The organism is Streptomyces sp. NPDC051569, assembly GCF_044454085.1.
In the GTDB taxonomy this organism is placed as follows: Bacteria; Actinomycetota; Actinomycetes; order Streptomycetales; family Streptomycetaceae; genus Streptomyces.
Genome location: NZ_JBITDJ010000015.1, coordinates 134678 through 156116 on the forward strand (window position 1 = coordinate 134678; position 21439 = coordinate 156116).

19 protein-coding genes and 1 pseudogene are annotated in these 21439 nt (G+C 70.6%); 8 read left to right on the forward strand and 12 right to left on the reverse strand.

Going from position 1 to position 21439, the window contains the following annotated elements; genetic code table 11:
• The first annotated feature begins 331 nt into the window (after window positions 1-331).
• Window positions 332-553: a hypothetical protein gene (locus tag ACIBAE_RS21305; protein ID WP_399287752.1), complete on the forward strand. Its 222-nt coding sequence runs from the start codon at window positions 332-334 to the stop codon at window positions 551-553.
• Between the two features lie 36 nt (window positions 554-589).
• Entirely contained in the window at window positions 590-1792 is a 1203-nt protein-coding gene (locus ACIBAE_RS21310) for an SPFH domain-containing protein (protein ID WP_399287755.1), read from the forward strand.
• Window positions 1793-1909: 117 nt separating this feature from the next.
• Here the strand turns inward: ACIBAE_RS21310 and ACIBAE_RS21315 are convergent, their stop codons facing one another.
• The 5 genes from ACIBAE_RS21315 to ACIBAE_RS21335 form a co-directional block, all read right to left on the reverse strand.
• Complete coding sequence (locus ACIBAE_RS21315) at window positions 1910-2068, reverse strand: hypothetical protein (protein ID WP_399287758.1); 159 nt, start codon at window positions 2066-2068, stop codon at window positions 1910-1912.
• A gap of 75 nt (window positions 2069-2143) precedes the next feature.
• Window positions 2144-3094: a cytochrome c oxidase assembly protein gene (locus ACIBAE_RS21320; RefSeq protein ID WP_399287761.1), complete on the reverse strand. Its 951-nt coding sequence runs from the start codon at window positions 3092-3094 to the stop codon at window positions 2144-2146.
• Window positions 3095-3229: 135 nt separating this feature from the next.
• A complete protein-coding gene (locus ACIBAE_RS21325; protein WP_399287764.1) occupies window positions 3230-4255 on the reverse strand; it encodes a 6-phosphofructokinase in 1026 nt (341 codons plus the stop codon).
• 144 nt (window positions 4256-4399) lie between these two features.
• Window positions 4400-5128, reverse strand: a complete 729-nt coding sequence (locus ACIBAE_RS21330; RefSeq protein WP_399287767.1) for a type 1 glutamine amidotransferase — start codon at window positions 5126-5128, stop codon at window positions 4400-4402.
• An 89-nt stretch (window positions 5129-5217) separates the two neighbouring features.
• Window positions 5218-6456: a MurT ligase domain-containing protein gene (locus tag ACIBAE_RS21335; RefSeq protein ID WP_399287769.1), complete on the reverse strand. Its 1239-nt coding sequence runs from the start codon at window positions 6454-6456 to the stop codon at window positions 5218-5220.
• A 116-nt stretch (window positions 6457-6572) separates the two neighbouring features.
• On the opposite strand from ACIBAE_RS21335, the gene def reads away from it, so the two are divergent.
• Complete coding sequence (gene def / locus ACIBAE_RS21340; RefSeq protein ID WP_399287772.1) at window positions 6573-7124, forward strand: peptide deformylase; 552 nt, start codon at window positions 6573-6575, stop codon at window positions 7122-7124.
• A 46-nt stretch (window positions 7125-7170) separates the two neighbouring features.
• Here def and ACIBAE_RS21345 read toward each other — a convergent pair whose 3' ends face one another.
• Window positions 7171-7839 (reverse strand): TetR family transcriptional regulator, encoded by a 669-nt coding sequence (locus tag ACIBAE_RS21345; RefSeq protein ID WP_399287775.1) that lies wholly within the window; start codon window positions 7837-7839, stop codon window positions 7171-7173.
• A 160-nt stretch (window positions 7840-7999) separates the two neighbouring features.
• On the opposite strand from ACIBAE_RS21345, the gene ACIBAE_RS21350 reads away from it, so the two are divergent.
• Window positions 8000-9229 carry an acyl-CoA dehydrogenase family protein gene (locus tag ACIBAE_RS21350; protein ID WP_399287779.1) on the forward strand — a complete coding sequence of 410 codons (1230 nt, stop codon included), beginning with the start codon at window positions 8000-8002 and terminating at the stop codon, window positions 9227-9229.
• Between the two features lie 44 nt (window positions 9230-9273).
• Here the strand turns inward: ACIBAE_RS21350 and ACIBAE_RS21355 are convergent, their stop codons facing one another.
• On the reverse strand, window positions 9274-9765 hold the full coding sequence (locus tag ACIBAE_RS21355) for a glutathione peroxidase (protein ID WP_399287782.1): 492 nt from the start codon (window positions 9763-9765) through the stop codon (window positions 9274-9276).
• Between the two features lie 85 nt (window positions 9766-9850).
• Between ACIBAE_RS21355 and ACIBAE_RS21360 the strand changes: the two genes are divergently transcribed.
• Window positions 9851-10078 carry a DUF6011 domain-containing protein gene (locus tag ACIBAE_RS21360; RefSeq protein WP_399287785.1) on the forward strand — a complete coding sequence of 76 codons (228 nt, stop codon included), beginning with the start codon at window positions 9851-9853 and terminating at the stop codon, window positions 10076-10078.
• Window positions 10079-10151: 73 nt separating this feature from the next.
• Here the strand turns inward: ACIBAE_RS21360 and ACIBAE_RS21365 are convergent, their stop codons facing one another.
• Together ACIBAE_RS21365 and ACIBAE_RS21370 are read right to left on the reverse strand one after the other, a co-directional pair.
• Window positions 10152-11030 (reverse strand): acyl-CoA thioesterase, encoded by an 879-nt coding sequence (locus ACIBAE_RS21365; protein ID WP_399287787.1) that lies wholly within the window; start codon window positions 11028-11030, stop codon window positions 10152-10154.
• A gap of 68 nt (window positions 11031-11098) precedes the next feature.
• A complete protein-coding gene (locus tag ACIBAE_RS21370) occupies window positions 11099-13684 on the reverse strand; it encodes a DEAD/DEAH box helicase (protein WP_399287790.1) in 2586 nt (861 codons plus the stop codon).
• Window positions 13685-13759: 75 nt separating this feature from the next.
• Here ACIBAE_RS21370 and ACIBAE_RS21375 point away from each other — a divergent pair, with 75 nt between their 5' ends.
• Window positions 13760-14551, forward strand: a complete 792-nt coding sequence (locus ACIBAE_RS21375; protein WP_399287848.1) for a metal-dependent hydrolase — start codon at window positions 13760-13762, stop codon at window positions 14549-14551.
• Between the two features lie 29 nt (window positions 14552-14580).
• Entirely contained in the window at window positions 14581-15096 is a 516-nt protein-coding gene (locus tag ACIBAE_RS21380) for an HAD domain-containing protein (RefSeq protein ID WP_399287792.1), read from the forward strand.
• Window positions 15097-15127: 31 nt separating this feature from the next.
• Here ACIBAE_RS21380 and ACIBAE_RS21385 read toward each other — a convergent pair whose 3' ends face one another.
• From ACIBAE_RS21385 to ACIBAE_RS21395, 3 genes are all read right to left on the reverse strand, one after another.
• A complete protein-coding gene (locus tag ACIBAE_RS21385) occupies window positions 15128-16909 on the reverse strand; it encodes an ABC transporter ATP-binding protein (protein WP_399287795.1) in 1782 nt (593 codons plus the stop codon).
• Complete coding sequence (locus tag ACIBAE_RS21390) at window positions 16906-18711, reverse strand: ABC transporter transmembrane domain-containing protein (RefSeq protein WP_399287798.1); 1806 nt, start codon at window positions 18709-18711, stop codon at window positions 16906-16908. The genes ACIBAE_RS21385 and ACIBAE_RS21390 overlap by 4 nt, the downstream gene beginning before the upstream one ends.
• Before the next feature lie 261 nt (window positions 18712-18972).
• A complete protein-coding gene (locus tag ACIBAE_RS21395) occupies window positions 18973-19416 on the reverse strand; it encodes a MarR family winged helix-turn-helix transcriptional regulator (RefSeq protein ID WP_399287801.1) in 444 nt (147 codons plus the stop codon).
• 126 nt (window positions 19417-19542) lie between these two features.
• Here ACIBAE_RS21395 and ACIBAE_RS21400 point away from each other — a divergent pair.
• A pseudogene (locus ACIBAE_RS21400) lies at window positions 19543-21357 on the forward strand (ABC transporter ATP-binding protein); the annotation flags it as partial.
• Window positions 21358-21439 lie beyond the last annotated feature (82 nt).

A 21439-nucleotide genomic window follows, 5' to 3' on the forward strand; every position in this document is an offset into this window, starting at 1 on the left:
GGGGGATATGGTGACCGTCGCGAAAAATGCCAGGAGGGCGGCGAAAAATAACTAAGCATCTCCGTACGGAGATGCTTCTCCACGTGTGGGGGGACATGGCCCCCTCCTGGATATCAGCTCGGCGTGCCAGGCAAAGGGATGATGAAAGAAACGAGTACTCCGCGAAGTGGCCGCAAGATGCCGCTGCCGCTTCGCGGAGTACGGTGAAGATATCGAGGGCATGTCGCCGCCGGCCGGTGCGCCGGGGGCGCTCTCGACTGTTGACGAGGCCGGAGGCGCGGCCCTCCAGAAGGCGTGGCCACCATGAGGGAAACGGGTGGGACGACGACGTATGTCCGTGGCAGAGGAATCCTCGCAGAGCCCCGTAGGCGCGCTCGGGCGGGTCACCGTCCCGATCCCGTCGGACGGGCCCGGTGAGGTCCTGGTGGCCGTGCGGGGCGGGTCCGAGGCGTACGCGGCCTGGGCGGACCACCCGATCGGCCGAAACCTTCGCGTGATCGTCGTCGAGTCTATTTCGGCCCGCTCCGTGATGGTGGAGCCCTTTCCTTCCTGAAATACGAGGAATCATAGAGTTCGACAGGAGTCCATCATGCTCTTCTGGCATGTTCCCGCCCCTAATGAGGCGATGCTGATATCCGGCTCCAAGCGGCAGGCGCAGGACACGCAGTTCCGGATCGTCACGGGGCACGGAAGTTTCGTCCTCCCCATCAAGCAGAAGGCCCGCATGCTCTCCCTGGCGCTGCGGGAGGCGGAGATCGTCGAAGACTGCGTCACCCAGCAGGGAATCCGGCTCAACGTGCGTGCGGTATCCGTGTTCAAGGTGGGCGACGACGCCGTGTCCATCGCCAACGCCGCCCGCCGCTTCCTGGCCGAACAGGACCGGATGGAAGAGCTGGTGGGCCGGATCTTCGCAGGTCACCTGCGGTCCATCATCGGCGGACTGACCGTGGAGCAGATCATCCGTGAGCGCGACCGGGTCGCCCAGGAGGTGAAGCAGGGCAGTCACAGCGAGATGGAGAAGCTCGGCATCGTCGTGGACGCCCTCCAGATCCAGGAGATCGACGACGCCACCGGATATATCGACAATCTGGCGGCCCCGCACGCGGCGGCGGTCGCGAGCCAGGCGCGTATCGCCCACGCCAAGTCCGACCAGGAGGCGTCCGAGCGCGAGCAGCAGGCAGCCGCGCTCAAGGCCGAGTACGAGCGGGACACCGGCATCAAGCGGGCCGGCTTCCACGCGGAGACCGAGCAGGTCAACGCGCGCGCCGCCCAGGCGGGTCCCCTGGCCGAAGCCAGGGCCTCGCAGCAGACCATCGAGGAACAGACGGAACTGGCGCAGCGGCAGGCCATGCTGGCCGCGCAGCGGCTGGAGGCCGAGGTCAGGCGCCCTGCGGACGCCGAGGCGTACCGCCAGCGCACCCTGGCCGAAGCCGCCCGTGACCAGGCGAAGTTCGAGGCGGACGGCAGCGCGTACACCGAGCGGACCCTCGCCCAGGCGCAGGCCGACGCGAACACCGTGCGCGCCGAGTCCCTGAAGGACGGCAACCAGGAACTCATCGCGGCCAACCGGACCGTGGAGAACCTCCCGGCGCTCGCCGACTCGGCGGCCAAGGGCATGTCCGGCGCGAACATGACCGTCCTCAACGGGACCGACGGCGTCAACGACATGGCGGCCGGCCTGGTGGGCCAGGGCATGGCCATCCTCAACTCGCTCAAGCGCGGCGCCGACGGGGGGACCACCGCCCCGAGCAGGAACGGAAAGGCGGCGCTGCGCGTCACCGACTCCAAGTGACGAACCCCGCGGGGTGACGCGTCCTTCGGGATGACGCATCCCTCGGCCGGGCCCGCCCCGGACAGGTCCAGGACCTGTCCGGGGCGGGCGCCGTTCCCCCTCGGCCCGCGCGGCTGATCAGTCGCGCTGAGAAACGATCATCCCGATGGTGGCCAGCCCCAGCACCACCCAACCGAACCACAGCCAGCCGTTCCCGCCGAACGCCGCGGTGTAGCCCGTCGCGACGACCAGCGCCCCGACGCTCAGCGCGCTCATCGTCTTCGTGGATCCGGACATGGACGTCCTCCTCCTGGCCGCGGCCGGAAGGCATCGGCCGTGAGGCCCATCGTCGCCCGGGACCAGGGTTTCGCGCTACTGCCCCCGGGCCTGGAGTGAAGCCAGATAGGCGTTGTACTCCGCCAGCTCCTTGTCACCGTCCCGGTCCGCCGCGCGGTCGGAACGCCTCGCCTGGCGCTGGTCCGAGCGGTACCACTGGTAGACCAGGGCGATCAGCACCAGCACGGACGGGATCTCGCTGAACGCCCACGCGATGCCGCCCGCCGCGTTCTGATCGGTCAGGGCGTCGATCCCCAGCGAGGCCGGGGGAGTGCGGTACGCGTCGACCATCGGCTCGCTCGCCATCATCAGCGCGATCCCGAAGAAGGCGTGGAACGGCATCCCGGCGAAGAGCTCCAGCATCCGCAGCACATAACCGGGACGGTGCGGGCCCGGGTCGATGCCCATGATCGGCCAGAAGAAGATCAGACCGACCCCGAGGAAGTGCACCATCATCGTGACGTGCCCGGCCTTGGAACCCATGAGGAAGTCGAAGAGCGGGGTGAAGTACAGCCCGTACAGGCTCGCGATGAAGAGCGGGAGGGTGAAGGCCGGGTGCGTGATGATCCGTACGTACCGGCTGTGCAGCAGCGCGAGCAGCAGTTCGCGCGGGCCCTTGCGGCCGCGGCCCGCGACGGGCAGCGCGCGCAGCGCCAGCGTCACCGGCGCGCCGAGCAGCAGCAGGATCGGGGAGACCATGCTGATCACCATGTGCTGGACCATGTGCACGCTGAACATGACCATGCCGTAGTCGTTCAGCCCGGTGCACATCATCAGCGCCACGGACAGCACGCCCACGGCGAACGCGATGATCCGGCCGGCCGGCCAGGCGTCGCCGCGCCGGCGCAGCCGCAGCACGCCCCATCCGTACAGCGCGAGCGCGAGCAGGGAGCCGAGCAGGAAGAAGAGGTCCGGGGAGTATTCCAGTGCCCGTCCCAGCGTGAACGGCGGCAGATCCATCGTCGTGCCGTGCCCGCTGTGATCCATCCGTGTGCTCCCGGGGACGTTCCTGATACGCACCGGCGGCCTGATTCGTACCGGTTGTCCGCACCAGACTAGAACCGCCCCCGGTCGCGACTGCGACCGGGGGCGGTTCGTTCCGTATCAAAGATCAGGAGGGGGTCAGAGCACGCACTCCGCCTCGGCGTACCGCTCGGCGGGCACCGTCTTGAGCGTCTCCACGGCCTCGCTCAGCGGCACCATGACGATGTCCGTGCCGCGCAGCGCCGTCAGCATGCCGAATTCGCCGCGGTGCACCGCCTCGACGGCGTGCCAGCCGAAGCGGGTGGCCAGCACCCTGTCGTACGCCGTCGGGGTGCCACCGCGCTGGACATGGCCGAGTATCACCGGCCTGGCCTCCTTGCCGAGGCGCTCCTCCAGCTCGATCGACAGCTGCTGGGCCACGCCCGTGAAGCGCTCGTGGCCGTAGACGTCCTTGGTGCCGACGTCGAACTCCATCGAGCCCTCGCGCGGCTTCGCCCCCTCCGCGACCACCACGATCGCGAACCGCTTGCCGGCCGAGAATCGCTTGCCGACGAGCGCGGTCAGCTCACCGATGTCGAAGGGCCGCTCGGGTACGACGATCGCGTGTGCGCCCGCCGCCATCCCGGAGTGCAGCGCGATCCAGCCCGTGTGGCGGCCCATGACCTCGACGATCAGCACCCGCTGGTGTGACTCGGCGGTCGTCTTCAGCCGGTCCAGCGCCTCCGTGGCCACGCCCACGGCCGTATCGAATCCGAAGGTCACATCGGTCGACGCGATGTCGTTGTCGATGGTCTTCGGCACACCGACGATCGGCAGTCCGGCCTCGGAGAGGAGATGCGCCGCCTTGAGGGTGCCCTCACCGCCGATCGGGATGATCGCGTCGAGCCCCAGATCGGCCACATGCCCCCTGGCCCGCTCCACCCCGCCGCGCAGATGCGCGGGCTGGACCCGGGACGAGCCGAGGATGGTGCCGCCGAGGGCGAGGATGCCGCCGACCGCGTCCAGGTCGAGCTTGCGGTAGTCGCACTCCAGGAGGCCTTTCCAGCCGTCGTGGAAGCCGATCACCTCGTCGCCGTGGTCGACGACGGCGCGGTGCACGACAGACCTGATCACGGCGTTGAGGCCGGGGCAGTCGCCGCCTGAGGTGAGCACACCAATTCGCATAGCCCGGATTACCTTTGCAACGTGGGCCGACGGCCGGACACCGTCGTCCGGCCAGATCGTCGCCACCTTACCGGCGGGCGACGACGTGACCGAACCCGGCGTCCGACTGCTGGACTCCGACTACGGGACACGCCCCGGAGGGCGTCAGGCCGGCTGGACCGCCGAGGAGATGCGCTCGGAGCGCAGCGCGTCGTACCAGCGGTCGTCGGTCGGCGGCAGCGCGTTCACATCGAGGGCCAGCTTCAGCAGCAGGTCCGCGATCTGCGGGTTGCGCGCCATCACCGGGCCGTGCATGTAGGTGCCGAAGACGGTGTCGTTGTACGCGCCCTCGGTGCCGTCGCCCGTCCCGTTGCCCCGGCCCAGCCGGACCCGCGCGAACGGCCGCGCGGACGGGCCGAGGTGGGTGATGCCCTGGTGGTTCTCGAAACCGGTCAGCTGCGGCAGGTTCAGCCGCGGATCGATGTCGGCCAGTACGTCACCGACGCACCGCTCACCCTCACCGCGGGTGGACACCACGTCGAGCAGCCCGAGGCCGGCCTCGCGCTCACCGAGGTCGTTGATGAACTCGTGGCCGAGGATCTGGTAGCCGGCGCAGACCGAGAAGACGATCGCGCCGTTCGAGACGGCCCGGCTGAGCCCGCCGTCCCGGCGCAGCCGCTCCGCGGCGAGCCGCTGCGGCCGGTCCTCGCCGCCGCCGATCAGATAGATGTCACCGGAGGTGGGCACCGGCTGGTCGCTGCGCACGTCGACACGCGTGACGCCGAGACCGCGCTGCCGGGCCCGGCGCTCCACCACCAGGGCGTTGCCCTGGTCCCCGTAGGTGCTCAGCAGGTCCGGATAGATCCACACCAGCCGCAGGCTGTTGTCATTCATCTTCGATCGTCCTTCACGGGATCCTGCAGAGGATCCGGCAGGGTTTCCGTCGGGGGTTCCGTAAGCTCTCAAGGGGTTTCCCTGGGGTCTCAGTTGCCGACGCGGCGGCGCAGGTCCTGGAATGCCGTGTAGTTGGCGATCGCCTCGATCCGTCCGGGCGGTGCCATCTGCACCGCCTCGTCGGCCGTCTCGCAGACCCGGAATTCCAGGTTCGCGACTTCGAGACGTACGGCGAGGTCCAGCTTCCGGTCGCCGATGACGAAGATGGGGTGTCCCGCCAGCCGCGTGTAGTCGACATCCCACAGCCACGAGGTGTCGGTACCGTCCGCGCCCCGGGCGTTGACGGCCAGGATGACGGGGGTCGGCGGCTGGTCGATGAGGGAGAACGTCTCCAGCCAGCCCGCGGGGTTCTTCGCGAGCAGCAGCCGCAGGTCACGGCCGAGGAAGGAGACCACGTCGTACCGTCCCGCGACGGCCTGCACCTGGTACATGCGCTCCAGCGCCACCTGCGGCGGCACGCCGAAGGTCGCCGCGACGGCGGCGGAGGTGGCGGCGTTCGCCTTGTTCGCGCGGCCCGGCAGCTGGAGATGGATCGGCCAGGCGGAGCCGTGCGGGTCCAGCACGTGGTCGCCGTGGAGCGCCCAGCTCGGCGGCGGCCTGCGGAAACCGCACTCGCCGCAGAACCAGTCGTCGCCGGGGCGCTGCATCACACCGCCGCAGGAGGGGCACGACCAGGCGTCGTCCTTCCACTCCTGGCCGGCCGCCACCCACACCACATTGGGCGAGGAGGAAGCGGCCCATACGATCAGCGGGTCGTCGGCGTTGGCGATGACGATGGCCTTGGTACCGGCCAGCCCCTCCCGCCACTTCTCGGCGAGCATCCGGGTCTCCGCCGCGCGGTCGAGCTGGTCGCGGGAGAGGTTGAGCAGCGCGATCGCCTTGGGCGTCGTGTCGCGCGCCACACCGGCGAGGTACTTCTCGTCCACCTCGATCACGCCGAACTTGGCGTCGGAACCGCCCGCGAGGGCGGAGGTGATCCCGGCCGGCATGTTGGCGCCGAGCGCGTTGGAGACCACCGGCCCGGCGGCCCGCAGCGCCTCCGCGATCAGCCGCGTCGTGGTCGTCTTGCCGTTCGTCGCGGATACGAGGATGACGTCCAGGTGCTGCGCCAGCCTCCCCAGCAGATCGGGGTCGAGTCTGAGCGCCACCTTGCCGCCGATCACCGATCCGCTGCCGCGCCCAGCGGCGCGTGACACCGCCGCCGCCGCCTTGCCCGCCGTCACGGCCAGCTTGGCCCGCGGCGACAGCGGCTCCGTGTTGCCTGACATCGTCCTTGGTCCTCCTCGCATCGGTCCGTGGGTCAGCCTATCGAGATCCGGCCAGGCGCCCGAACCACGGCACCTGGCAGAAGGCGGAGGTCACTGTGGACCGTACCCTGAGCGTCATGCGAAACCGTCCCATCCCCGGCACCTCCGGTCGAGTACGAGCCATGCGCATGCTCGGCGATCCGGTGCTGCACGCGCCCTGTGAGCCGGTCACGGACTTCGGTCCCGCGCTCGCCGGCCTGATCGAGGATCTGTTCGCGACGATGTACGCGGCCCGGGGTGTCGGGCTGGCGGCGAACCAGATCGGCGTGGGACAGCGCGTCTTCGTATACGACTGTCCGGATGACGAGGACGTCCGTCACCTCGGACACATCGTCAACCCCCGGCTGTCCGAGGCGGGCGGGATCACGCTGCGCGGCCCCGAGGGCTGTCTGTCGCTGCCCGGCGTCGAGGCCGGAACCGAACGGTTCGACCACGCGGCGGTGGAGGGCTTCACCCAGGACGGGAAGCCGGTACGGATAGCGGGATCGGGCTTCTTCGCGCGCTGTCTCCAGCACGAATGCGACCATCTGGAGGGCATGGTCTACCCGGACCGGCTCACCGGATGGCGGCGGTCGAAGGCGCTGCGGGCCGTGCGCCGGGCCCCCTGGGGCACGGGTGCGTACGCCTGACCGGCGGACGGTCCCGCAGGCGCCCGCGCCCGGCGGTCCGGCCCGCTCAGAACCCCGGGCCGCCCTCGCGGTCGCCGACCGCGGCCAGCCGCCCCCACAGCAGGTCCGCCAGGCTGCTCACCAACTGCTCCCGTGAGCAGGGGCGTTCACCGAGCCACCAGTCGCCCGCCGCGTGCATCATGCCGACGATGCCGTGGCCCCAGACCCGGGCGAGCGGCCCGCTGTCCGGGCCGAGGTCGACCCGCTCCTCGATGACCTTGGCCAGCTCCTCACCCAGGCGGCGCAGCAGCGGCGCCGAGTGGCGGCCGACGTCGAAGCCCTGCTCCGGCAGCGGGGTGTCCTCCGCCGGATGCATCAGGAACCGGTAGACCTGGGGACGTGCCTCGATCGCGGCGAGGTAGGTGTCGAGGGTGGCCTCGACCCGCCGGCGCCGGTCGGCGGGCGCGTCGAGCGCGGTCCGCAGGGCATCCAGCAGTGCGTCGGTGTGGCGCTTGGCGAGCGCGCGGTACAGCCCGCCCTTGTCGCCGAAGTGCCGGTAGAGAATGGGTTTCGTGATGCCGGCTTCGGCGGCGATGGCGTTCATGGAAGCGTGCGGGCCGTCCCGGAGCACCACCCGGTCCGCGGCCTCCAGCAGCTGGCGCCGCCGCTGCCGGGCCGAACGCTGCTGCTCGGCCTGCTGCTCGGCCTGCTGCGCGGCCTGCTGTGTGGTCTCCAAGGTGTGTCTCCCCGCCCGTGCGATTGCCTGACGCCTACGCAACGTAACACCCTGCCCGTCGGCAACGCTGATCAAGCCGTGGTCGGTTGACATCTCCTACCTGCGAGTAACAGACTGCTGTTACCGTAAGTAACGCGCGTAGGGGACGGTGGCAGGGCACATGGCGGAGTTCACGCTCGATCTCAACGACGACCAGAAGCAGGTCCGTGACTGGCTGCACGGTTTCGCCGCGGACGTCATCCGCCCGGCCGCGGCCGAGTGGGACGAGCGTGAGGAGACACCCTGGCCGGTCATCCAGGAGGCCGCCAAGGTGGGCATCTACTCCCTCGACTTCTACGCCCAGCAGTTCTTCGACCCTACGGGCCTCGGCATCCCGATGGCGATGGAGGAGCTGTTCTGGGGCGACGCGGGCATCGCCCTGTCGATCGTCGGTACGGGTCTGGCGGCCGTCGGCGTCCTCGCCAACGGCACCGAAGAGCAGATCGGCACCTGGATCCCGCAGATGTACGGCGAGCCGGACGATGTGAAGGTCGCGGCCTTCTGCTCGTCCGAGCCGGACGCGGGCTCCGACGTCTCGGCCATGCGCACCAGCGCGGTGTACGACGGGGCGAAGGACGAATGGGTGCTGAACGGCACCAAGTCCTGGGCGACCAACGGCGGGATCGCCGACGTCCACGTGGTGGTCGCCGTCGTCGACGCCGACCTGGGCACGAAGGGCCACGCCTCCTTCATCGTCCCGCCGGGCACGCCCGGCCTCTCCCAGGGCCAGAAGTTCAGGAAGCACGGCATCCGCGCCTCGCACACCGCCGAAGTCGTCCTGGACGGCGTACGCGTCCCGGGCCACTGCCTGCTCGGCGGCAGGGAGAAACTCGACGAACGCCTCGCCCGCGCCCGCGAACGCGCTGCGGCGCCCGGCGGCGAGCGGGTCAAGAACGCCGCCATGGCCACGTTCGAGGCGTCCCGCCCGGCGGTCGGCGCGATGGCGGTGGGAACGGCCCGCGCCGCGTACGAAGTCGCCCTCGACTACGCGAAGACCCGCACCCAGTTCGGCCGCCCGATCATCGACAACCAGGGCATCGCCTTCCAACTGGCCGACATGCGCACCCGGATCGACGCGGCCCGGCTGCTGGTGTGGCGCGCCTCCTGGATGGCGGCCACGGGCAAGCCGTTCACATCCGCCGAGGGCTCCATGTCCAAGCTGTACGCCGGCGAGACCGCGAAGAAGGTCACGGGACAGGCCGTACAGATACTCGGCGGCAACGGCTTCACCCGCGAATACCCGGTCGAGCGCATGCACCGGGACGCCGCGATCTACACCATTTTCGAAGGCACGAGCGAGATCCAGCGCCTGGTGATCGCCCGCACCCTGTCCGGCATGCCGATCCGCTGAGGTCCGGGCCCGGCCGGGCCCGGACCCCGCGACAGCCGGGCGGGTCAGGCCGGGAGCTGCGCCTCGATGGCCGCGACGACCTCGGGGGCCTCGGGCTCGGTGGTCGGACGGAAGCGGGAGACGACATCGCCGCCCGCGCCGATGAGGAACTTCTCGAAGTTCCACGCGACATCCCCGGCCTCGCCGGCCGCGTCGGCCGCCTTCGTCAGCTCCGCGTACAGCGGGTGCCTGCTCTCCCCGTTCACGTCGGTCTTCGCCAGCAGCGGGAAGCTGACGCCGTACGTCGCCGAGCAGAAGGTCCGGATCTCCTCGGAGCTGCCGGGTTCCTGCCCCGCGAACTGGTTGCACGGCACGCCGAGGACGGTGAAGCCCCGGTCGCCGTACTGCTGCTGGAGCCGCTCCAGACCGGCGTACTGCGGGGTGAGGCCGCACTTCGACGCGACGTTCACCAGGAGCACGGCCTGGCCCTGGTAAGCGGCCAGGGAGGTGGGCTCACCCGTGAGGGTCTGCAGCGGGATGTCGTAAAGAGTCGTCATGGAGGTCTCCTCGGTACGGGCGGTCTCGCGCTCATTGTGGACCCGCGGGCACGAGCCCCGGCGCGCGGGCTGGTAGAGCTGGGACATGCGCGCATCACAGCTCAGTGACGGCCGGCTGCCCGGATCGGGACCGGAACAGGACGACGGCAACCGCCGGGCGGTCCGCTGCCGGATGTGCGGCCGGCCGCTCACCGGTGCGGCCTCGCGCCGCACCGGTCTCGGCCCCGCCTGCGACGCCAAGCTGCATCCGCCCGCGCCGGCCATCAGGACCCGGCGGCGCGAGGCCGAACAGGACCCGATCCCCGGTTTCTGACGCCGGAACCTCGCGTTCACCCGGTCATCCGGTCACCCGGTCATCCGGTCATCCGGTCACCCGGCCGCCCCCGCTACGGCGCGGGGGCGTGGCGCCGGAAGAGCCCCTCCTGCACCACCGACACCAGGAGCCGGCCCTCACGGTCGTAGATCCGGCCCCGGGCCAGGCCCCGGCCGCCCGTCGCGATCGGTGACTCCTGGTCGTACAGGAACCACTCGTCCGCGCGGAACGGGCGGTGGAACCACATCGCGTGATCCAGCGACGCCATGTCGAAGCCGCGCGGCCCCCACAGCGGCTCCACCGGGATCCGCACCGCGTCCAGGAGCGTCATGTCGCTCGCGTACGTCAGCGCGCAGGTGTGCACCAGCGGATCGTCGCCCAGCGGGCCCACCGCGCGCATCCACACCGCGCTGCGCGGATCCGCTTCCTCGATCTCCTCACGGGTCCAGCGCAGCCGGTCCACATAGCGGATGTCGAACGGCTGGCGCCGGGACATCCGCTCCAGGGGCTGCGGCAGCCCGCCCAGGTGCTCCCGGACCTCGTCGGAGACCGTGGGCAGCGACTCCGGGTCGGGGAGGCCCGGCCGGGGCGGCAGCTGATGCTCGATGCCGCCCGCCTCCGGCCGATGGAAGGAGGCCGTGAGATTGAAGATCGTACGGCCCTGCTGGACGGCGGTGACCCGGCGCGTGGTGAACGACCGGCCGTCCCTGACCCGTTCGACCTGGTAGACGATCGGGACGCCGGGACGGCCCGGCCGCAGGAAATACGCGTGCAGTGAGTTGACCGGGCGGTCTCCGTCGGTGGTGCGGCCGGCCGCGACCAGCGCCTGCCCGGCGACCTGCCCGCCGAAGACCCGCTGCAGCGACTCCTCGGGGCTGCGCCCCCGGAAGATATCGACCTCGATCCGCTCCAGGTCGAGCAGACCGACCAGCAGCTCGGCGGGGTTCGTCATGACCGCGTGTTCTCCCGTCGTGAATCGTCCGGAGTGACCCGAAGCATCCCGAAGCGTCGCGAAGTGTCTCAGTGTGCTCCGGAGAGCTGGCCCACGGCCGTGACCCGGACGATGGCCCGGCCCTCCTCGTCGGAGGCCGCCAGATCGACCTCCGCGCTGATGCCCCAGTCGTGATCGCCGTTCGGATCGGCGAAGGTCTGCCGGACGCGCCACAGGCCGTGCTCCGGGTCCTCCTCGATGGCGAGCAGCTTCGGGCCGCGCGCGTCGGGGCCGGTGCCCAGGTCCTCGTACTCGTCCCAGTACGCGTCCATCGCCTCACCCCACGTGTCCGCGTCCCACCCCGACTCACCGTCCAGCTCGCCCAGTTCGCCGACCCTGTCCAGCGCGGCCAGCTCCACCCGGCGGAACATCGCGTTGCGGACCAGGACCCGGAAGGCGCGCGCGTTGGCCGTGACCGGCCTGACCTGGTCGGCCTTCTCCTGCGCCTGCTCGGCCGTCTCCACCTCGGGGTTGGCCAGCTGCTCCCACTCGTCGAGCAGACTGGAGTCGACCTGGCGGACCATCTCGCCGAGCCAGGCGGTGAGATCCTCCAGATCCTCCGACTTGAGGTCGTCCGGAATGGTGTGCTCCAGCGCCTTGTACGCGCCCGCCAGATAGCGCAGCACAATGCCCTCGGTACGGGCCAGCTCGTAGTGGGACGTGAACTCGGTGAAGGACAGGGCCCGTTCGTACATGTCCCGGATCACCGACTTGGGCGAGACCGGGTGGTCGCCGACCCACGGATGACTCGTGCGGTACACGTTGTACGCGTGCGTGAGCAGCTCTTCCAGCGGCTTCGGATACGAGACGTCCTGGAGCCGCTCCATCCGCTCCTCGTACTCGACGCCGTCCGCCTTCATCAGGGCGACCGCCTCGCCGCGCGCCTTGTTCTGCTGGGCGGCGAGGATCTGGCGCGGGTCGTCCAGCGTCGACTCGACGACCGAGACCATGTCCAGCGCGTACGACGGCGACTCCTGGTCGAGGAGCTCGAACGAGGCCAGCGCGAACGTGGACAGCGGCTGGTTGAGTGCGAAGTTCTGCTGGAGGTCGACGGTGAGCCGGATGATGCGGCCCTCCGCGTCCGGGGTCGCCAGCCGCTCCACCACGCCGCCGTCCAGCAGCGAACGGTAGATGGCGATGGCCCGCCGGATGTGCCGCAGCTGCTGCCTGCGCGGCTCGTGGTTGTCCTCCAGCAGATGACGCATCGCCTCGAACGCGTTGCCAGGACGCGCGATGATCGACAGCAGCATGGTGTGGGTGACCCGGAAGCGGGAGGTCAGCGGTTCGGGGTCGGAGCCGATGAGCTTCTCGAAGGTGGTGTCCGACCAGGCGACGAAGCCCTCCGGGGCCTTCTTGCGGACCACCTTGCGGCGCTTCTTGACATCGTCGCCCGCCTTGGCGAGCGCCTTCTCGTTCTCGACGACGTGCTCCGGCGCCTGCGCGACGACGAAGCCCGCCGTGTCGAACCCGGCGCGTCCCGCCCGGCCCGCGATCTGGTGGAACTCCCGCGCGCGCAGGGTGCGGACGCGACTGCCGTCGTACTTGGTGAGCGCCGTGAACAGCACCGTACGGATCGGGACGTTGACGCCGACGCCCAGCGTGTCCGTACCGCAGATGACCTTCAGCAGACCGGCCTGGGCGAGCTTCTCCACCAGGCGGCGGTACTTGGGCAGCATGCCCGCGTGGTGCACACCGATGCCGTGGCGTACATAGCGGGAGAGATTGCGGCCGAACTTGGTCGTGAAGCGGAAATTGCCGATCAGCTCGGCGATCTTGTCCTTCTCCTCACGCGTGCACATGTTGATGCTCATGAGCGACTGCGCCCGCTCGACGGCGGCCGCCTGCGTGAAGTGCACGATGTAGACCGGCGCCTGCCGGGTCTCCAGCAGTTCGGTCAGCGTCTCGGTGATCGGGGTGACGCGGTACTCGTACGAGAGCGGGACCGGGCGCGTCGCGGACCGTACGACGGAGGTCGGCCGGCCCGTGCGGCGGGTCAGGTCCTCCTCGAAGCGGGAGACGTCACCGAGGGTCGCCGACATCAGGATGAACTGGGCCTGCGGCAGTTCCAGGATCGGGATCTGCCAGGCCCAGCCCCGGTCGGGCTCCGCGTAGAAGTGGAACTCGTCCATCACGACCTGGCCGATGTCGGCGTACTTGCCGTCCCGGAGCGCGATCGAGGCCAGCACCTCGGCGGTGCAGCAGATCACCGGGGCGTCCGCGTTGACGGAGGCGTCGCCGGTCAGCATGCCGACGTTCTCCGTGCCGAAGAGCTTGCAGAGGTCGAAGAACTTCTCCGAGACCAGCGCCTTGATCGGCGCGGTGTAGAAGGTGACCTTGTCCTGCGCCAGCGCCGTGAAGTGCGCACCCGCCGCGATCAGGCTCTTTCCGGAGCCGGTGGGGGTGGACACGATCACGTTCGCCCCGGAGACCACCTCGATCAGCGCCTCCTCCTGGGCCGGATAGAGCGTGATGCCCTGGCCCTCGGCCCAGGAGGAGAAAGCCTCGAAGAGGGCATCGGGGTCGGCATCCGGCGGCAGCTGATCGATAAGGGTCACGCCCCCATCTTGCCTTCCTTCCGCCCCGATGAGGGAACCGGACGTCCGGCCGAAGATCACGGACGATACGCTGCCGTGTCAACTGGGCCGCACCACGCGGGCCTTCGCCACCACTGCTTCGGGACGGGTACGACCATGATGGGACCGGCACACTCTCTGTCAGGGGCAGCGGCCTGGCTGGGGGTGGGCGCGGCGGCGGCCGCCGCCGGCCACGGCATGCCGTGGCCGGTCCTGGTCGTCGGCGCCCTGATCTGCGCGGGCGCCGCGCTCGCCCCTGATCTCGACCACAAGGCCGCGACGATATCCCGGGCGTTCGGCCCGGTGTCGAAGCGGATGTGCGAGATCGTCGACAAGCTCTCGTACTCCGTCTACAAAGCCACCAGGAAGCCGGGCGACCCCCGCCGGACCGGCGGCCACCGCACCCTGACCCACACCTGGGTCTGGGCGGTCGCGATCGGCGGCGGCGCCTCGCTGCTGGCGGTCACCGGCGGCCGCTGGGCGGTGCTCGCCATCCTCTTCGTACACCTGGTACTCGCGGTTGAGGGCCTCCTGTGGCGAGCCGCGCGGGTCTCCAGCGACGTCCTCGTCTGGCTGCTCGGCGCGACCAGCGCCTGGATCCTGGCGGGCGTTCTGGACCAGCCCGGCAACGGCGCGGGCTGGCTGTTCACCGACCCGGGCCAGGAATACCTCTGGCTCGGCCTGCCGATCATCCTGGGCGCGCTGGTGCACGACATCGGGGACGCGCTGACCGTGTCGGGCTGCCCGATCCTGTGGCCCATACCGATCGGCCGCAAGCGCTGGTACCCGATCGGCCCCCCGAAGGCGATGCGCTTCCGGGCCGGCGCCTGGGTCGAGCTGAAGGTGCTGATGCCGGCGTTCATGGTGCTGGGCGCGGTGGGCGGCGTCGCGGCGCTGGGATGGATCTGAGGCCGGATCCGGCGGCAGGACGCCCGGCCGTGACCGGTTCCGCGCGGCGTCCGCTGCTCTTCCTCGACGTCGACGGACCGCTCATTCCGTTCGGAGCGGCACCGGAACACATCCCGGACGGGTACCCGACGTACCGGACGGGCCCCGACCCGCTGGGCGCCGCCGCGAATCCGCTGCTGGCCAGGATCAATCCCGGGCACGGGCCCCGGCTGGCGGCGCTACCCTGCGAACTGGTGTGGGCCACGACGTGGATGTCTGACGCGAACGAGTACGTCGCACCGCGGCTCGGCCTGCCGGAGCTGCCCGTGATCGACTGGCCGGAGCCGACGGACGAGCGGGGCGGGCTCCACTGGAAGACCCGCCCCCTCGTCGACCGGGCGGCCGGCCGCGCGTTCGCCTGGGTCGACGACGAGATCACCGACGCCGATCGGTCCTGGGTGGCCGCACACCACCGAGGACGGGCCCTCCTCCACCGCGTCGACCCCCACCGAGGTCTTGACGACGGGGACTTCGCCGTTCTCGGTGAGTGGCTGCGCGCCAACTGAGCCCGCGCCCGGACGGAGACCACGCGTCGGCTCAGCCGTGCCAGGAGCGCCACAGCGCCGCGTACGCGCCGTCCGCCGCCACCAGTTCGTCGTGGCTGCCCAGCTCGCTGATCCGGCCCTCCTCGACCACCGCGATCACGTCCGCGTCGTGCGCGGTGTGCAGCCGGTGTGCGATCGCCACCACCGTACGGCCGTCCAGCACCCGGGCCAGCGAGCGCTCCAGGTGCCGCGCCGCGCGCGGGTCCAGCAAGGAGGTCGCCTCGTCCAGCACCAGGGTGTGCGGGTCCGCGAGGACCAGCCGGGCGAGCGCGACCTGCTGAGCCTGGGCCGGGGTCAGGGCCGTACCCCCGGAGCCGACCTCCGTGTCCAGGCCCCCGTCCAGCGCTCGCGCCCAGCAGTCCGCGTCGACCGCCCCGAGAGCCGCCCACAGCTCGGCGTCCGCCGCGCTCGTGCGCGCCAGCAGCAGGTTGTCACGCAGCGAACCGACGAAGACGTGGTGCTCCTGGTTGACCAGGGCGACATGCTCCCGCACCCGCTCGGCGGGCATCCGCGACAGTTCCGCCGCGCCGAGCGTGACCTGCCCCTCGCGCGGGCCGTAGATGCCCGCGAGGAGTCGGCCCAGCGTCGATTTCCCGGCGCCCGACGGGCCGACCAGGGCCAGCCTCGTGCCGGGAGCGACGTCCAGCGACACCTGGTGCAGTACGTCGACCCCCTCCCGGTACCCGAAGCGCACCCGGTCGGCGCTGACGTCCCGGCCCGCCGGCACGACCGACGCGTCACCCGCCGCCGGCTCGATGTCCCGCACACCCACCAGCCGGGCGATGGAGACCTGGGCGACCTGGAGCTCGTCGTACCAGCGCAGGATCAGCCCGACCGGGTCCACCAGCATCTGGGCGAACAGCGCCCCCGTGGTGAGCTGTCCGACGTCGATCCAGCCCTGCAGGACGAAGACCCCGCCGACCACCAGCACGGTCAGGAAGATCGTCACATGCGTGAGGTTGATCACCGGGAACAGCACCGACCGCAGCCAGAGTGTGTACCTTTCCCACGCGGTCCATTCCTCGATCCGCCGCTCCGAGAGCGCCACCCGGCGCGCGCCGAGCCGGTGCGACTCCACGGTCCTTCCCGCGTCGACCGTCTCCGCGAGCATGGCCGCGACCGCCGCATAGCCGGCGGCCTCCGCGCGATACGCCGAGGGCGCCCGCTTGAAGTACCAGCGGCAGCCGAGGATCAGCAGCGGCAGCGCCAGTAGCACCGCGAGCGCCAGCGGCGGCGCGGTCACGGTCAGCGCGCCTATCAGCAGCGCCGCCCACACGATGCCGATCGCGAGCTGCGGCACGGCCTCGCGCATGGCGTTCGCCAGCCGGTCGACGTCCGTGGTGATCCGGGACAGCAGGTCGCCCGTCCCCGCCCGTTCCAGCACCCCGGGCGGCAGCCCGACGGCCCTGACGAGGAAGTCCTCCCGCAGGTCCGCGAGCATCTCCTCGCCGAGCATCGCCCCGCGCAGCCGCACCAGCCGGGTGAACACGGTCTGGACGATCAGCGCGACCGCGAACACCGTGGCGGTCCGCTCCAGATGCAGATCGCGCACCCCGCTGGACAGATCCTCGACGATGCCGCCGAGCAGGAACGGCCCCACCATCGAGGCCACCACGGAGACCGCGTTGACGGTGACCAGCAGGATGAACGCCGTACGGTGCCGCCGCAGCAGCTCGCTCACGTAGGCTCGCACAGTCGCGGGGGTCCCGACCGGCAGGGTTGTCGCCGACCCCTGGGCCGCCGGGTCGTACTCCGGTCGCGCCACGCCGATCATGCTGATTCCCCGATTTCTTCCCTGGCCGGCGAGGACGCCGGCGCCATGAGCTCTTCCTGGTCGCTCTCGCGGGTGACGACCGCGCGGTAGCAGGCGTCGCGGAGCACCAGCTCGCGGTGGACGCCCACCGCGGCGACCTCGCCCTCGTGGACGAACACCACCCGGTCCGCGCGGTCCAGCAGCAGCGGCGAGGAGGCGAACACCACCGTCGTGCGCCCGGCCCGCAGCTCCTTGACGCTCTGCGCGATCCGCGCCTCCGTGTGTGAGTCGACGGCGGAGGTCGGCTCGTCGAGGACCAGCACCTCCGGGTCCGTGACCAGCGAACGGGCCAGCGCCAGCCGCTGCCGCTGACCACCGGACAGCGACCGGCCGCGCTCGGTGATCCGGGACCGCATCGGGTCCCCGGTGCCGTCCACCGACGCCTGGACGAGCGCGTCGAGCACGTCGCCGCACTGGGCGGCGGCCAGCGCCTTCCCCGGGTCGACCGCACCGGACGCCGGTACATCCAGCAGCTCGGCCAGAGTCCCGGAGAGCAGCACCGGATCCTTGTCCTGGACGAGTACGCAGGCCCGCGCCGCGCCGAGTGGCAGATCGTCCAGCGCCACCCCGCCGAGCAGTACCGACGGGCTCTTCTCCTCCTCGGCCGCGTGCCCGCCGAGACGTTCCGCGAGCCGTCCCGCCGCGTCGGGGTCCCCGCACACCACGGCGGTCAGCAGCCCCGAGGGCGCGAGCAGTCCGGTCGCCGGGTCGTACAGATCGCCGGTCGGCCTGGCGTCGTCGAGACTCCCGCGCTCCTCCTCGTACGAGGTCCGCTCCAGTGACAGCACCCGGGCCGCGCGCTTGGCGGAGGGCCGGGAGAAGGAGTAGGCCATCGCGATTTCCTCGAAGTGCCTCAAAGGGAAAAGCAGCAGGGTCACCGCGCTGTAGACGGTCACCAGCGCGCCGACGCCGATGCGCCCGTCCAGGGCGAGCCGCGCGCCGTACCAGACGACCGAGATCAGCAGGACACCCGGCAGCAGGACCTGGATCGCCGAGATCAGCGACCACATACGGGCGCTGCGGACGGCGGCCTCGCGCACCTCCTGCGAGGCCGCGCGGTAACGGCCGAGGAACAGTTCCTCGCCGCCGATGCCGCGCAGCACCCGCAGGCCCGCGACGGTGTCCGAGGCCAGCTCGGTGGCCTTGCCGGCCTTCTCGCGCTGGATGTCGGCCCGTTGCGTGGCGCGGGGGAGCAGGGGCAGGACGGCGAGGGCGAGCACCGGCACGCCCAGGGCGACGAGTATGCCGAGCGACGGCAGGTAGAGGACCAGGCCGAAGCAGATCAGCACGATCGCGATCGCGGCGGCCAGGAACCGCGAGAGCGCCTCCACGAACCAGCCGATCTTCTCGACGTCTCCGGTGGAGACGGCGACGACCTCGCCCGCGGCGACCCGGCGGGTCAGCGCGGAGCCCAGATCCGCGGTCTTGCGGGCCAGCAGTTGCTGGACGCGGGCGGCGGCGGTGATCCAGTTGGTGACGGCGCTGCGGTGCAGCATCGTGTCACCGACGGTGATCGCGGCGCCGAAGAGCGCGATCAGCCCGCCGGCGAGCGCGAGCCGGCCGCCGGAGCGGTCGACCACGGCCTGGACGGCGAGTCCGGCGCCCAGCGGAAGTCCGGCGATGCCCAGATGGTGCAGCAGACCCCAGGCCAGCGCCTTGAGCTGGCCGCCCAGTTGGTTGCGTCCGAGCCACAGCAGGAACCGGGGGCCCGACCGTGCGTCGGGGATCCCTGGATCGGGATACGGAAGATCGCGAATCTGCATGATGCCCCATGGCTCGTGGAGTGGCCGAACCCGTGCAACATTCGGCTTTCAGGACCTCAGGGGCAATCGATTTTCCGGGGCGGGAGCCGGATCGAGCCAGCGGGGGCAGGCAGGCCCGGTCTCGTACGGCATCGTGCGTCACCCGTACGGGCCATCCGCCGCCGCGCGTGCGGATCGTCCGCCGGGCGTGCGGACCGTCCGTCAGGCGCGGGGGGCTGCCCGTCAGGCGTCGGACCGTCCGTCAGGTGGGAGGTCCCTCCGTCAGCAGTGGCGCTCCGGGCTCCCGTCGACGAGGACCGACAGCAGCCCGCCGAGCACCTCGCGCTGCTCGGCCGTCAGGGGAGCGAGGACATCCTCCGCCGCCGACCGGCGTGCGCCCCGCAGGGACGCGAGGGTGGCCCGGCCGGTGTCGGTGATCTCGATGCGCACCACTCTGCGGTTGGTCGGATCGGGAACCCGCCTGACCCATCCGTTCCCCTCCAGACCGTCGACCAGACTGGTCACCGCGCGCGGCACCACATCCAGCCGCGTCGCCAGGTCGGCCATCCGTGGCGGCTGGTCGTAGGACACGACGGTCCGCAGCAGCCGCGCCTGCGCCGGGGTGATGCCGAGGGGATCCATCTGACGTTTCTGGATGCGGTGGAGGCGGCGGGTCAGGCGCAGCAGCTGCTCGGCCAGCACGCCGTCGGCGTCAGGGGTGTTCATGGCGGAATAATATCAGGACCAGGTTCATTGTGAGCATAGGTAACAGTGAGCTATGCTCTGCGAGGGCTTGGCTGTCGTCACCGTTGCCCGTCTCTGCCGAAGTTCCCTCACCCTTCGAAGGAGCCCATGAAGCCCGAATCATCCCCATGGACACCCTCTCCCCGCCCCGCCGTCGACGGGCAGGTCCAGCCGGAGCCCCCCGCCGAGTTGCGGCGCATCTTCGGCCTGTTCCGTCCCTACCGCGGCCGGCTCGCCATCGTCGGACTGCTTGTCGCGGCCTCGTCACTGGTGTCGGTGGCGTCTCCGTTCATGCTCCGCGCGATCCTCGACACGGCGATTCCGCAGGGCCGTACCGGACTGCTCAGTCTGCTCGCCCTCGGCATGATCCTCACCGCCGTCGTCAACAGCGTCTTCGGTGTGCTCCAGACCCTGATCTCGACCACGGTCGGCCAGCGGGTCATGCACGATCTGCGCACCGGCGTCTACACCCAGCTCCAGCGGATGCCGCTGGCCTTCTTCACCAGAACCAGGACCGGAGAGGTCCAGTCCCGTATCGCCAACGACATCGGCGGTATGCAGGCGACCGTGACCTCGACCGCGACCTCCCTGGTCTCCAATCTCACAGCCGTCGTCGCCTCGATCGTCGCGATGCTCGCGCTGGACTGGCGGCTGACCGCCGTCTCGATGGCCCTGCTGCCGCTGTTCATCTGGATCAGCCGCAGGGTCGGCCGCGAGCGCAAGAAGATCACCACGGACCGGCAGCGGCAGATGGCCACCATGGCCGCCACGATCACCGAATCGCTCTCGGTGAGCGGCATTCTGCTCGGCCGCACGATGGGGCGTGCCGACTCGCTCACCCGGTCCTTCTCCGACGAGTCCGAGCGGCTCGTCGACCTGGAAGTGCGCTCCAACATGGCCGGGCGCTGGCGGATGTCGAGCATCGGCATCGTCATGGCCGCCATGCCGGCTGCCATTTACTGGGCCGCGGGCATCGCGCTGCACGCCGGCGGTACCGCCGTCTCCATCGGTACGCTCGTCGCCTTCGTCTCGCTCCAGCAGGGCCTCTTCCGGCCCGCCGTGAGCCTGCTCTCCACCGGAGTGCAGATGCAGACCTCGCTCGCCCTGTTCCAGCGCATCTTCGAATACCTCGACCTGCCTGTCGACATCACCGAGCCCGAGCGGCCGGTCAGGATCGACAAGGTCCGGGGCGAGGTGCGCTTCGACGGAGTCGACTTCAGCTACGACGAGAAGGGCGGGCGGACGCTCGACGGGATCGATCTGACGGTCCCGGCCGGCGGCAGCCTCGCCGTCGTCGGGCCCACGGGCTCGGGCAAGTCCACGCTCAGCTATCTCGTGCCCCGGCTGTACGACGTGACCGGCGGGCGGGTCCTGCTCGATGGCGTGGACGTGCGTGACCTGGACTTCGGGACCCTCGCCCGGGCTGTCGGCGTGGTGTCCCAGGAGACCTACCTCTTCCACGCCTCCGTCGCGGAGAATCTGCGTTTCGCCAAGCCGGAAGCCACCGACGAGGAGATCGAGAAGGCCGCCCGGGCCGCCCAGATCCACGACCACATCGTCTCGCTCCCCGACGGCTACGACACCCTGGTCGGTGAGCGTGGATACCGTTTCTCCGGCGGCGAGAAGCAGCGTCTCGCCATCGCCCGCACGATCCTGCGCGACCCGCCCGTCCTGATCCTCGACGAGGCGACCAGCGCGCTGGACACCCGTACCGAGCAGGCGGTGCAGCAGGCCATCGACGCGCTCTCCGAGGGGCGCACCACGATCACCATCGCGCACCGGCTCTCCACCATCAGGGACGCGGAGCAGATCGTGGTCCTGGACGCGGGCCGGGTCGCCGAGCGGGGCACCCATGACGAACTGCTCGGGCAGGACGGCCGTTATGCCGGCCTGGTCCGCAGGGACAGCCGGCCGGCCCACGCCGACGGAGACCAGGATCTCGACGGAGACCAGGATCTCGACGGTGGTCCCGACCTTGACGGCGGTCCGCAGGACGGCGGCGGTA

Excerpts from the sequence above, each read along its gene's own strand:
- ACIBAE_RS21320 (WP_399287761.1), bottom strand. The coding sequence starts at position 3,094 with ATGGATCACAGCGGGCACGGCACGACGATGGATCTGCCGCCGTTCACG.
- ACIBAE_RS21390 (WP_399287798.1), bottom strand. The coding sequence starts at position 18,711 with ATGCAGATTCGCGATCTTCCGTATCCCGATCCAGGGATCCCCGACGCA.
- def (WP_399287772.1), top strand. The coding sequence starts at position 6,573 with ATGCGAAACCGTCCCATCCCCGGCACCTCCGGTCGAGTACGAGCCATG.
- ACIBAE_RS21360 (WP_399287785.1), top strand. The coding sequence starts at position 9,851 with ATGCGCGCATCACAGCTCAGTGACGGCCGGCTGCCCGGATCGGGACCG.
- ACIBAE_RS21330 (WP_399287767.1), bottom strand. The coding sequence starts at position 5,128 with ATGAATGACAACAGCCTGCGGCTGGTGTGGATCTATCCGGACCTGCTG.
- ACIBAE_RS21325 (WP_399287764.1), bottom strand. The coding sequence starts at position 4,255 with ATGCGAATTGGTGTGCTCACCTCAGGCGGCGACTGCCCCGGCCTCAAC.
- ACIBAE_RS21335 (WP_399287769.1), bottom strand. The coding sequence starts at position 6,456 with ATGTCAGGCAACACGGAGCCGCTGTCGCCGCGGGCCAAGCTGGCCGTG.
- ACIBAE_RS21305 (WP_399287752.1), top strand. The coding sequence starts at position 332 with ATGTCCGTGGCAGAGGAATCCTCGCAGAGCCCCGTAGGCGCGCTCGGG.
- ACIBAE_RS21355 (WP_399287782.1), bottom strand. The coding sequence starts at position 9,765 with ATGACGACTCTTTACGACATCCCGCTGCAGACCCTCACGGGTGAGCCC.
- ACIBAE_RS21350 (WP_399287779.1), top strand. The coding sequence starts at position 8,000 with ATGGCGGAGTTCACGCTCGATCTCAACGACGACCAGAAGCAGGTCCGT.
- ACIBAE_RS21310 (WP_399287755.1), top strand. The coding sequence starts at position 590 with ATGCTCTTCTGGCATGTTCCCGCCCCTAATGAGGCGATGCTGATATCC.
- ACIBAE_RS21365 (WP_399287787.1), bottom strand. The coding sequence starts at position 11,030 with ATGACGAACCCCGCCGAGCTGCTGGTCGGTCTGCTCGACCTGGAGCGG.
- ACIBAE_RS21315 (WP_399287758.1), bottom strand. The coding sequence starts at position 2,068 with ATGTCCGGATCCACGAAGACGATGAGCGCGCTGAGCGTCGGGGCGCTG.
- ACIBAE_RS21385 (WP_399287795.1), bottom strand. The coding sequence starts at position 16,909 with ATGATCGGCGTGGCGCGACCGGAGTACGACCCGGCGGCCCAGGGGTCG.
- ACIBAE_RS21375 (WP_399287848.1), top strand. The coding sequence starts at position 13,760 with ATGATGGGACCGGCACACTCTCTGTCAGGGGCAGCGGCCTGGCTGGGG.
- ACIBAE_RS21395 (WP_399287801.1), bottom strand. The coding sequence starts at position 19,416 with ATGAACACCCCTGACGCCGACGGCGTGCTGGCCGAGCAGCTGCTGCGC.